The sequence below is a fragment of the Polaribacter sp. ALD11 genome, assembly GCF_002831685.1.
Taxonomy (GTDB): domain Bacteria; phylum Bacteroidota; class Bacteroidia; order Flavobacteriales; family Flavobacteriaceae; genus Polaribacter.
Genome location: NZ_CP025119.1, coordinates 3,222,274 through 3,234,540, shown reverse-complemented (window position 1 = coordinate 3,234,540; position 12,267 = coordinate 3,222,274). Strand labels below are relative to the sequence as shown.

Sequence of the window (12,267 nt, the reverse complement as noted above, 5' to 3'; positions counted from 1 at the left end):
CTATTGTAATTTTTGATTGTTATGATGGCGATCGTGATCGCGTTTTGTTTTAATATCTAATTTTTTTTCAAAAGCACCTTGTAAATTGATTCCTGTTTGATTTGCCAAACATAAGACAACGAACATAACATCTGCCAATTCTTCACCTAAATCTTTATTTTTATCAGATTCTTTTTCACTTTGTTCACCATAACGTCTTGCAATTATTCTTGCAACTTCACCAACTTCTTCTGTTAATTGCGCCATGTTTGTAAGTTCATTAAAATAACGAACTCCATGATTTTTAATCCAATCGTCTACTTGCTTTTGTGCGTTTTCTATGTTCATGTTTCTTTTATTGAAAGATTGAAGGTTTTAAAACTCAAAGGTAAAAGTTTTGAAATGATTTTGTTTGTTTGTATTTTAAAAATATAACTTCGCTAATTAGGTATACAAGTTCCTAAAACAGCAGCATATGAATGCTAATTTTATTTATATAGTAGTAAATTATAATTAAATAGATGAATACAAAATCATTAATAACGTTTCTTGAAAGAGACCTGAATAAATTAATTACAGAAATAGAACTTTATAAAAATGAAGCAAATATTTGGCGATTAGAAAAAAATATTTCTAATTCAGCAGGAAACTTAACGTTACATCTAATTGGAAATTTACACACCTTTATTGGAAAAGAAATTGGACAAACAAACTATATTAGAAATAGAGAACTCGAATTTAGCCAAAAAAATGTTCCAAGACAAACGTTGATTAATCGTATAAATGAAACTATAGAAATGGTTAATAAATCACTTATTTCTGTTACAGATAAAGAATTGAATGAAGATTATCCTGTTTTAAAATTTTCAAAAGTAGAATCAACTGAGTATTTATTAATTCATTTAACTATTCATTTGACGTATCATCTTGGGCAAATAAATTATCATAGAAGATTATTAGATAAATAAAAACTCATACGAACTGCCACGTACAACATATTCGACTATGTTCTAATCAATTGACAAAAACTTATTTAAACTATTGCATTCTTCAGAACAAATAAAAAGATATAATAAACTTATAGATTTAATTACTATTAAATTTAACGAATCTATTAGTGTTAAAGAAGTTGAAAACATTACCAACTATTCATATAGAAATATGAATCGGATTTTTACCTCTCTAAACAAAGAATCTATAGGAAAATACATCAAACGTATCCGAATTGAAAAAGCAGCTGAAAATTTAAAATATACTAATAATGCTATTGGCGATATTGCTTTTAAAATTGGGTTTAATGATTTAGCCGTATTTAATAAGGCATTTAAAAATAAATTTGGTGTTTCTCCTTCAAAATTTAGAAACAAAGCCAATATCCAAATTATTTCGACTGCTAAGAAATTAAATAATGAATCTAATTTAGTGCAACAAAAAATTGATTACAAGATTGAATTATTACCTGATTTCAACATTTTATACATAGAACATAAAGGATCGTATGGTGATATAAAAAAGATAACTTTAACTTGGTCGAAACTACTTAACTATGCTAAAAAACTAGCTATTATAGATGATAATTCTATTTTTCTTGCAGAGATATTAGACGACAATCATATTACTGATGACCTAAATTGTAGATATAGTGCTGCAATAATCATTCCTGAATCATTTACTAAAATTCAAAACAACTTGTTTAGAACTAAGACTATCAAAAGTCAGAAATACATCAAATTTACTCATCAAGGAAGTCATGAAAAATCACATGAAACTTATAATTTAATATTCCCTTTCATATTCCTTAATTTAAAACTAGAATTATTAGACTTACCGATACTAGAATTCTATTTAAATGACGAAGATAACACACCTAAAGAAGAACTGCTCACAGAAATATATATCCCGATAAAATAAAATGTCCTAAAATGACTAACAGAACAAAATTTTCTGTAATATTTTTGTTTCAGATTTAAAAATTAAAATTTCGAAGCTATACAATATTGATTATCCGTAACGAATTCAGTTGCCTAAATCTTCTTTAATTAGTATGTTTTTTTTTTGAATTTAACGAATCTATTAGACAACAAAAGGATGAAAAAAAGAATAATAGGAATTGATGTAGCTAGAGCGCTGGCAGTTATGGGAATGATAATTGTGAACTTTAAAGTTGTATTTGGCGATAATGGACGCAACTGGATAAAATCTGCTGCAAGTATTTTCGATGGAAAAGCAGCTGCTACTTTTGTTGTTTTAGCTGGCATAGGTGTTGCATTAATGACGAATTCTGCTATTAAAAATAAAGACCAAGCTAAATTAAAAATTGTTCGCTTTAAAATTGTCAAAAGAGCTGTATTTCTATTTGTTATTGGAACCTCATACATTGTTATTTGGCCAGCAGACATTCTACATTTTTATGGTGTTTATATGATAATAACCCTCTTGTTGCTTACTTGTAAAGAAAAAAATATTTTAATTTCTGCAATAATCTTAATCATAACATTTCCTTTACTAATGATATTTTGGAGTTACGAAACTGGTTGGAATTTCGAGACTTTAAACTATCAAGACTTTTGGACTCTCAAAGGGTTTATGAGAAACCTCTTTTTTAATGGTTTTCATCCAGTAATTCCTTGGACTGCTTTTATGTTATTTGGTTATTGGTTTGGAAAACAAGACTTACACAACGATAAATTTATAAAAAAGACTTTTAAGGTTAGTGCAATTATTTTTATTTCAATCCAAATACTGTCATCTGTAACTATTTTATTTATATCAGAAGGAAACCAAGAAATAGCGAAGGAATTAACTGAAATACTAGGAACAAACCCAATGCCACCTTTGCCAGTTTATATGTTAAACGGCATTGCAATTGCTTTTACAGTAATTTCTGCTTGTATACTAATTGCTAAGAGATTTGAAAACAGCCTCATAATTGATGCTTTAAATAAAACTGGCCAATTAGCGTTAACATTTTACGTAGCACACGTAATTATTGGAATGGGAATTATTGAAATAATAAACCCTTCTAAAATGGGAAATTACGCTATTGAATTTTCAGTGATTTATGCTTTAGCATTTAGTTTTTTTTGTGTCCTATTTGCTGTAGTTTGGAGAAGCTATAAAAAATCTGGACCATTAGAATGGATTATGCGAAAATTAACTGATTAAAAAAACTACAAAAATGAATACGGTTTATTTCTAATTTAATGCCCACTACTATGGTTCTAACTCTATAACTAATTCATTTTCCTTTGAATTATTTGAAAATTTAACAATATTTTTTCTGAAATAGTTTGTTTTGTTTCTAAACCTAAAAAATGATAACTTCGCTAACACCGATTAATAGGTCATTAAAACGTCACATAATCGTCTAAAGTTGTGGTTTATATCTCACTCAAACGGCTGAATTGAAAACTGAAAATTAATTAGTAAATTTAAAAAATCATGAAAATGAAAAAAAACAAATTATTTAAACTTTTAAAAATTGGTATTATATTATTTGGAGTTACATTACTTCTCAACAGTTGTCAAGAATAAGATGTATTATTATCTGAAAAACAAGAGCAAATAAATCAAGTAAAATCTTGGTTTGAGCAAAATAAAAATTTCCCTATGGAGAATAATGTGTTTTTTAAAGGCGATTTAAATTGGGGAAATGGAGAAGTAACTAATCAAAAAATTTATATCCCATTAAAAAGAAGTAATTTAGAACTCACTAAAAAAGGAAAAAATTATAAAACAAAGACTACAGAAACTTATTCATATTTATTCTTTGACCTAAATCAAGAAAATCTAAGAGTAAACCTGAAAGTATTCATAAATAAGTCTGAAGATGATTTTTCAACATTTGAAGATAAATTAAAACTTCCTTTTCTTTTCTATAATAATGATGATTTTAGTTGGAATGACGTTGGAGGCGGTAGTGGAGGTGGAACTGGTACTGGTGGAAACTCTAATGCAAATTCAACAATTGATGATAAAATTGATACAGATAATTTAGACGCATGCTCTAAAGCAATTTTAGAAGCGATACAAAGTGGAAAAGCTATTGAAGATATCGTAAATCAATTTGCTGGTGAAAATGCAGATTTTAATTGGACACTCGAAACCACTAACACAACTGATGCAGCAAATACAGATTGGGATAATCAAACAGCAAGTAATTACCTTACAAAACTTAATACAAGTTATGTAAATTCTGCAACTAAATTATCTATAGCTAGAACAATAATCCATGAAGCAATTCATGCATATATTTTGAGTTACGTTGATTCAAATGTCAGCGGTTTCAAAAAAACATTCCCAGAACTCTGGAACGAATTGGTTAACAAAAAATATGGTAATCCAAATAATGGTACTGCATGGAATAAATATCAGCATGAAGAAATGGCAAGAAATTATATAGCAACTATCTCCAATGCTTTATCAGTTTGGGATAGCAATTCTAATACTTCTCAATATTATACAGATTTAGCTTGGGGTGGCTTATATGGAACAGAAATATATAACCAAACATCTGATTTAAATGATACAGATAGAACTAGAATTGAAGCCGAAAATCTAGCGGAGGATACTAACTCTTCAGATTCAAAAGGAAATAAATGTAACTAAAAATAAAATTATGAAAATAAAATATAATTTAATAATAATATTTTTGTTTGGTATCATATCATGTACCTCTCAAAAAAAAAATACAAAAAAAGAAACTGATAAAATTATAAATCTAGTCTTAAATAAATATGATTCAGTAAGATTAATTAGCGAAACTTTTTATAATACAGAGATAAAACCTTCTTCAATTTTAAATCCATATTATAGAGCTTATAATTCAAAAAAAAATACTTTTGCTTATCAAATATTGTACAAAAAAGTTCAAAATATTATATCTCTTAATGAGTTAGATGAAATAAAAAGCAGTTATAAAAATTGGTCTTTAAGAAAATGGGAGAGGAATTTTAATAAAGATAATGTATTAATTATTTTTTTAAAAGATAGAAAAAAATATAATTCTTCAATTCCAATATTAAGATTTTCAGAACCTTTATTTACTAAAGATATGAAAAAAGCAATAATTTATGAATATAACTTAAAAGATAATACTGGAGGAACTAGTATAAAAATTTTAGTTAAAGAAAATAATGAATGGTCAATAAAAGGTGAAATACCTAGTGGGACTATAAATTAAACAAACCACAACCACGTATATAAAAAATAGCAGTTAAGTGCAAACTACAAAGTTTGTGCTTTTCTGTTATTTTATTACTATACCTTGAAGTTGTAGCACCTTTACACTGCAACTTTCCATATACAAATACGTTAGCGAAAACTAAACCCTACCTCCACTTAATACCACAACCAACACTCGGTTTCTGGTTTTCTAAAACAGCTTTATTCTCTAACAAATTATCCAAAGCACTTCTAATATCTTTTCCATTAACAAGTTTTCCATTACTTGGTCTAGAGTTGTCTAATTGCCCGTGATAAACTGCTTTTAAATCGGCATCAAAAACATAAAAATCGGGTGTACAAGCGGCATCATATTCTTTTGCTACTTCTTGAGTTTCATCAAACAAATATGGAAAAGGATAGTTTAAATCCTCTGCAACTTGCTTCATGAAATTTGGTGCATCTTGTGGATAATTTTCAATTTCATTAGAACTAATCGCAATAAAACCAATTCCTTTGGCTTGGTATTCATTTGCCATTTTTATCAATTCAGAATTTACATGAATTACAAACGGACAATGATTACAGATAAACATAATTACAGTTCCTTTTTCTCCTTTTGCTTCAGATAAAGAAAGATCTGTATTATTAACCGTATTCATCAACCTGAAATCTGGTGCTTTTTTTCCTATTGGAAATTCGTTTGATTCTGCTCTTGCCATTTTTTTATTTTTACGATGTTATTACCAGGAACGAAGCAATCTGTTTATTTAAAGTTACAGACTGCTTCGTTCCTCGCAATGACGCTTATTCCTCACTCAACGCTTTTGCACAGATAAAACCACCTGTCCAAGCATTCTGAAAGTTGAATCCGCCAGTTACAGCATCAATATTTAAAACTTCTCCTACAAAAAACAAGTTGTTGTGTTTCTTACTTTCAAAACGTTTAAAGTTAATTTCTTTTAAATCGATTCCACCAGCCGTTACAAATTCGTCTTTAAAAGTAGTTCTACCATTTGCATTGTAAATTCCTTTGGTTAATTGATTTGCTAATTTTTCTAATTGTGCGCTGTTTAAATCTGCCCAATTATGGGTTTTATCAATATCTGAAAACAACACAAAACGCTCCCATAATCTTCTTGTAATCTCTGAAAATGGCGATTTTAAAATCACGGTTTTTCTAGGTTCTTTCTTTTTTAAATTCAGTAAAACATTTAAAACCTTGTCTGTTGGTCTCGACAACCAATTTACTTCTACGTTGTATTGGTAATTTTTATCAGCTAAAATTCGTGCGCCAAAAGCAGATAATTTTAAAATTGCGGGTCCGCTCATTCCCCAATGTGTAATTAATAAGGGACCGGATGCTTCTAATTTTGTTCCAGAAATGTTTACCGTTGCATTCGGCACAGAAGTTCCTAATAGATCGACCAATCTTTTGTCATTGATATTAAAAGTGAACAAAGAAGGAACGGGTTCTATGATAGAATGGTCTAATGTTTCACACAACTCCCACACTTTTTTAGAACTTCCTGCGGCAATGACCAATTGATCTGCTACAAAATTTTGCTCTTTGGTATTAACAATCCATTTATTATCTTCTTGATAAACGGAATTTACACCACAATTTGTTAGCACTTTAATACCTAAATTATCAACAGATTTTTGAAAACAATCTATAATTGCCTGACTTGTATTTGCTTCCGGAAAAACACGATTATCGCTTTCTATTTTTAACGGAACACCACGATCGTCAAACCACTCAAAAGTATCGCCCGTCATAAACTGATGAAAAGGTCCTAACAATTCTTTTTCTCCTCTTGGGTAAAACTTCACCAATTCTTTTGGTTCGAAACATGCATGTGTAACATTACATCTTCCGCCACCAGAAATCTTTACTTTTTGTAAGACATCTTTTCCTTTTTCAAGAATAGTAATATCTAAATCAGGATTATTTTCTTTCGCATTAATTGCTGTAAAATATCCTGCTGCTCCACCTCCAATAATTACTATTTTCTTCATGTTATTTTGTTCTAAAACTTCTCGACTGCGCTCGAGGACATATTTAATATATTCATTATCAGGCCGATCGCAGTCGAGACCTAAATTAGCTATTATAAAATCATTTCTGAATACGAAAGAATTGTTTCATATCCTTTATTTTTAAAATACGTTGGCGTTTCCTCGTTTCCTGTTACTAGCACAAAATCGCCACCCCAAGCACCTAAACTTTTTATTTCTCCAAAATAATTAGAGAATAATTTTTCTTTTACTGGTTTTAATTTGATAATCGAACTAATAATATGTTCGTGTTCTACAATTAATTTATTAAAATCTATGATTGAATTCGCTTTTAAAAACGCATCAGAAATACTAGAAACTGCTGCTATTTCTTTATCGAAATTGCGTCCGCTTTCTCTAAACTTAGCAATACCTTCTTTAGAATCTTGTTTTTGATTCAAATGCACAAAAAACAAATTTTCTTTAAAATTCGGATTGAATTCAACCTGTTTTACAATAGGTTTTTTATCTTGAATTTGATAAAATATTGGCCCATTATTCTGTGCACAAGCAATATCATAACCACTTCCTTTAAAAGAATTCCATAATAACTGAAACGCGTCTATATTTGCCCAACTTGCTATCGAATTTACTAAAGTTGATGACGTTCCTAAACCCCAATTTCTTGGAAATGTAAGGTTTGTTTTTACAACAAAACCATTTTCTGAACTTAAAAAAGCAGGATTTACTCTTTTTGCTTCCTCTAAAATAGCTAACAACGTTTCTGCAATAAACTCTGCACTTCCTTCTTTCTCTGATTTAAAAGTACAATTTACCAAACGTAATTTTGGTAAGTCGAAAACTGCTTCAAACCAACAATTGCCAGTATGTGTAAAACTACCCCAAATTAATTGCGGTTCTTTTATTTTCTCTACCACTAAATCTTGTCCAAATTTTGTGGGTATCGCTAAAGATTTTGCGCCGTCTAAGACCAAATATTCTCCTGTTAATAAAAGTTTTCCGTTTGAGTAGTAATTCATTAGACCAAACCAAATTGTTTAAAATGATGTGTAAAATGTTTTACATGAAATTTCTGCCAATATTCAAAATCTAACTCACCAAAAAACGGGTGATTTTCTGATTGCACTGTTTTAAAGTGTTTTTCAAAATCATTCACTTGTAAAATTAAATCGTCTATTGATTCTTTTATTGTAGCAAATTTTACTGGGTAAGGTTCTTCAGATAACATGGCTGGTTTAAATCCAATTTGTAATTCACCATCGGTATTTAAAAAAGTCTTTCTTCTTGCAGATTTTTCATCTTCTACAAAATAATCTGCAGCCACCTTTCCGTTAGAAATCTTCATTAAAAAACTTACATGTTCTACCATTTGTTGTCCGTTCATTTTACCGAAAAGTGGTTTTGAATCCGCTTTTAAATTTGACAATAAACTTCTCACTTCACTTTCATTTGTAAAATCTACCCAATTTACTTTTGCTTTTCTTAGTGTTTCAAACTTAGAAACTACAGCAGCATGTGAAACTGTTTTTCCATCGAAAAAAGTTGTTATTTTCTCTTTCTCTATTTTATTTGCACCTAACTGATTTATAATATTCTGCAAGTGCATTTTCATATGTCCGTGTTGAATTCCTTTGGTTGTTAACGCTCTTAAAGCCGCGAAATTCTGCGCCAAACCAGCAGTTGCAATAATCTGCATCAACTCTTTAGCAGATGGCTTTTGCAACATTTCTAAAGACAATTTTGCCAAAGGATGTAAAGCAGTAATACCGCCAACAGTTCCTAAGGCCAAAGGTACATCTAACCAAAATTTAAAAATTCCGTTATCAATGGTGCAATGAGACAAACTTGTGTAACTTCCTGAACGAGATGCGTATGCATGAACACCAGCTTCCACAGCTCTAAAATCATTTCCTGTTGCTAAAACTACCGCATCAACACCATTCATAATTCCTTTATTATGCGTCACTGCTCTATAAGGTTCTATTTCTGCAATTTTTACTGCTTGGTAGAATTTCTCTGCAAATTTCTGCGGATTCTTAACGCCTAAATCTTCAATCTTACAACTCACTTCTGCCCTTACCAAACATTCTGGAACGTAATTAGACAAAATACTCATGACAATTTCAATTTCATCATTTCTAAATTCAGTCGCAATTGCTTCTAAACAAGAATTAATGAAATTTGCGCCCATTGAATCTTTCGTTTCAAAAGTGATGTGTAATTGATAGTAATTTTCTAACTTCTCTGTTTTATCAACTAATTTTATATCTAAAATTCCACCGCCACGTTTTTCCATATTTTTAGTGATGGAAGCCGTTGCAGCATATAATTCTGTTTTATTTTTATTGAAATACTTTTCTAAATCTGCTTTTTCACCTGCAAACATAAAATGGACTTGCCCTATTTTCGTCGTTCCAAAAACGGTGGTTTTAAAACCACCTTTTGTACTCCAAAACTTAGCAACTAAAGAAGCAGCAGCAACTACAGAACTTTCTTCTGTAACCATTGGTATTGCATATTCTTTACCATTTATTAAAAAATTAGGCGCAACGCCCATTGGTAGATAGAAATTAGAGATGGTATTTTCTATGAAATCGTCATGCAATTGTTGCAATTTCTCATCAGCATTCCAATATTGCTTTATAATATCGATTGCAGTTGAATTACCCTTCAAATAATTTTCTGCCAACCAATTTATTTTTTCCTCTTTCGTAAACTTAGAAAAACCCGTTATTTTCTTACTCATTTCTTATCCTATAATCTATCAACAACAAATATAAATCAATCCGTTAAAACTTAACACAATATTCAAGATTTCTCATTTTTTAAAACATTTTTTGCGAATTTTTACGTAAACTTGACAAACTTTTATTAAAACGACGTCTATAATGAAAAAACTCTTCATTTTAGCAACTATAATCTTACTTGCTAGTTGCAAAGAGCACAAAACAATATCCAATTATACCTCTGGACTTAAAGAAATTACTTTAGAAGAAATTTGGGATGGCACTTTTTCTGCAGAAGGAATGAATGCCTTAAATTCTATGAATGGTGATTTTTATTCTTTGTTAAACACTGATGCTTTCGGAAATACAACGGTAGATAAGTATAGTTACAAAACTTTAGAAAAGGTAGAAACGATTGTAAACAGTAATAATTTAAAGGAGTTAGAGGGTTTTTCTTCTTATGTTTTTAATACTGAAGAGTCTTCTTTAATTTTAGGAACAGATTTCAAAAAAATATACAGACGTTCTTTTACAGGCACTTTTTATTACTATAATATTGCTTCTAAAAAACTAACTTTAATAGGAGAAGATATTCAGGAACCTACTTTTTCTCCTGATAGTAAAAAAATAGCCTACGCTAAAAACAACAATATTTATATTTTAAATGTAACCAACGGCAATAAATTAACGCAGGTTACTAAAGATGGTAAATTTAATCACATTATAAACGGAATTACAGATTGGGTTTATGAGGAAGAATTTGGTTTTGTACAAGCTTTTGAATGGAGTAAAAACAGCAACTATTTAGCTTTTTTACGTTTTGATGAAACCAACGTACCTACTTTTTCTATGGATATGGTTGGAGACAAAAATTATCCTGATCAGCAAGTTTTTAAATATCCAAAGGCAGGAGAGAAAAATGCAGTTGTAACTTTACATATGTACACTGTTTCTTCTAAAAACACAAAGAAAGTTTCTTTAGGTGATTACGAGTATATTCCTAGAATTAAATGGTCTAATGATGCGAAGACTTTAATTGCAACTACTTTAAACCGTCATCAGAATAATTTAAAATTATATAAAGTAAATGCGTTGAGAAATAGTTCAACTTTATTGTTGGGTGAAACTGACAAGGCGTATGTAGATGTTACAGATAATCTTACTTTTTTAAATGATAATAGCTTTATTTGGACAAGCGAAAAAGATGGATTTAATCATATTTATCATTATGATTTTTCTGGAAAATTAATCAATCAGATTACCAAAGGAAAATGGGAGGTAACCAATTACTATGGTTATAATAAAGACAAAAAAACTATTTATTATCAATCCGTAGAAAATGGCTCTACAAATAGAGGTGTCTATTCTATTGATTTAGATGGAAATAACAAAAAATATTTAAGCGCCAAAGAAGGTACAAACACAGCTTCGTTTAGTAAAAACTTAAATTACTTTATCAATACCTTTTCTTCTTCTCAAATTCCGCCAATTTATTCTTTATATACTGCTGAAGGCGAAATGCTGAAAGTTATAAAAGACAATGCTGAATTAAAAGAACAATTGGCAGCGTATAAAATGAGTAAAAAAGAATTTTCTACCATTTCTATTAATGGAAATGAATTAAATATGTGGACGATAAAACCCGTAGATTTTGATGAAAGTAAGAAATATCCATTATTAATGTTTCAATATTCTGGCCCAGGATCTCAGCAAGTGGCTAATAAATGGAATGCAAGTAATGATTATTGGCACAATATGTTGGCGCAAAAAGGTATGATTGTAGTTTGTGTAGATGGCCGTGGAACTGGTTTTAAAGGAAGTGATTTTAAGAAATCTACCTACCTAAACTTGGTAAAGTATGAAACTGAAGATCAAATTGCAGCTGCAAGAAAATTAGCAGAACGTACTTATATCGACGAAAACAATATTGGTATTTGGGGTTGGTCTTTTGGCGGACACATGAGTACCAATTCACTTTTAAAAGGAAATGATATCTTTACAACCGCAATTGCTGTTGCACCAGTTACTTCTTGGCGTTTTTATGACTCTGTTTATACAGAACGTTTCTTAAGAACTCCGCAAGAAAACCCAGGTGGTTATGATGAGAATTCACCTGTAAATTATGCAGATAAATTAGAAGGAAATTACTTGTTAGTTCATGGTACTGGAGATGACAATGTACATGTTCAAAATAGTTACAGAATGATAAACTCTTTAATTGAAGCCAACAAGCAATTCGATATGTTTATTGTACCAGATAGAACACACGGAATTTACAAAGGAAAAAATACGCGTTTAAATTTATATACAAAAATGACAAATTTTGTAGAAACGCATTTAATAAATAAATCAAATACATCAACAAAAATTAAAGGATAAT

The 12,267-nt window shown here is 29.8% G+C and carries 11 protein-coding genes; 6 read left to right on the top strand and 5 right to left on the bottom strand.

The features are described from left to right. Window positions 1-327, bottom strand: coding sequence for a nucleotide pyrophosphohydrolase (locus CW731_RS14070; protein WP_100947320.1), 327 nt, complete (start codon window positions 325-327; stop codon window positions 1-3). A gap of 173 nt (window positions 328-500) precedes the next feature. Between CW731_RS14070 and CW731_RS14065 the strand changes: the two genes are divergently transcribed. The 5 genes from CW731_RS14065 to CW731_RS14045 all read left to right on the top strand — a co-directional run bounded on the left by CW731_RS14065 (window position 501) and on the right by CW731_RS14045 (window position 5,161). Continuing rightward, window positions 501-947, top strand: coding sequence for a DUF1572 family protein (locus tag CW731_RS14065; protein ID WP_100947319.1), 447 nt, complete (start codon window positions 501-503; stop codon window positions 945-947). A 73-nt stretch (window positions 948-1,020) separates the two neighbouring features. Next, complete coding sequence (locus CW731_RS14060; RefSeq protein ID WP_100947318.1) at window positions 1,021-1,890, top strand: GyrI-like domain-containing protein; 870 nt, start codon at window positions 1,021-1,023, stop codon at window positions 1,888-1,890. 177 nt (window positions 1,891-2,067) lie between these two features. After that, entirely contained in the window at window positions 2,068-3,144 is a 1,077-nt protein-coding gene (locus tag CW731_RS14055; protein WP_100947317.1) for a DUF418 domain-containing protein, read from the top strand. Between the two features lie 444 nt (window positions 3,145-3,588). Beyond that, window positions 3,589-4,587 carry a hypothetical protein gene (locus tag CW731_RS14050; protein WP_100947316.1) on the top strand — a complete coding sequence of 333 codons (999 nt, stop codon included), beginning with the start codon at window positions 3,589-3,591 and terminating at the stop codon, window positions 4,585-4,587. Window positions 4,588-4,597: 10 nt separating this feature from the next. Continuing rightward, complete coding sequence (locus CW731_RS14045; protein ID WP_100947315.1) at window positions 4,598-5,161, top strand: hypothetical protein; 564 nt, start codon at window positions 4,598-4,600, stop codon at window positions 5,159-5,161. A gap of 148 nt (window positions 5,162-5,309) precedes the next feature. Here the strand turns inward: CW731_RS14045 and CW731_RS14040 are convergent, their stop codons facing one another. The 4 genes from CW731_RS14040 to CW731_RS14025 all read right to left on the bottom strand — a co-directional run bounded on the left by CW731_RS14040 (window position 5,310) and on the right by CW731_RS14025 (window position 9,907). After that, window positions 5,310-5,864 carry a thioredoxin family protein gene (locus CW731_RS14040; RefSeq protein ID WP_100947314.1) on the bottom strand — a complete coding sequence of 185 codons (555 nt, stop codon included), beginning with the start codon at window positions 5,862-5,864 and terminating at the stop codon, window positions 5,310-5,312. Window positions 5,865-5,949: 85 nt separating this feature from the next. Continuing rightward, window positions 5,950-7,161 (bottom strand): NAD(P)/FAD-dependent oxidoreductase, encoded by a 1,212-nt coding sequence (locus tag CW731_RS14035; protein WP_100947313.1) that lies wholly within the window; start codon window positions 7,159-7,161, stop codon window positions 5,950-5,952. Between the two features lie 92 nt (window positions 7,162-7,253). Beyond that, the gene (locus tag CW731_RS14030) at window positions 7,254-8,180 is read right to left on the bottom strand and encodes a GYDIA family GHMP kinase (protein ID WP_100947312.1); all 927 of its coding nucleotides are present in this window, start codon (window positions 8,178-8,180) and stop codon (window positions 7,254-7,256) included. Then, window positions 8,180-9,907 (bottom strand): hydroxymethylglutaryl-CoA reductase, degradative, encoded by a 1,728-nt coding sequence (locus CW731_RS14025; protein WP_100947311.1) that lies wholly within the window; start codon window positions 9,905-9,907, stop codon window positions 8,180-8,182. The genes CW731_RS14030 and CW731_RS14025 overlap by 1 nt, the downstream gene beginning before the upstream one ends. Window positions 9,908-10,049: 142 nt before the next feature. Here CW731_RS14025 and CW731_RS14020 point away from each other — a divergent pair, with 142 nt between their 5' ends. Next, a complete protein-coding gene (locus CW731_RS14020) occupies window positions 10,050-12,266 on the top strand; it encodes a S9 family peptidase (protein WP_100947310.1) in 2,217 nt (738 codons plus the stop codon). The last annotated feature ends 1 nt before the right edge of the window (window position 12,267 follow it).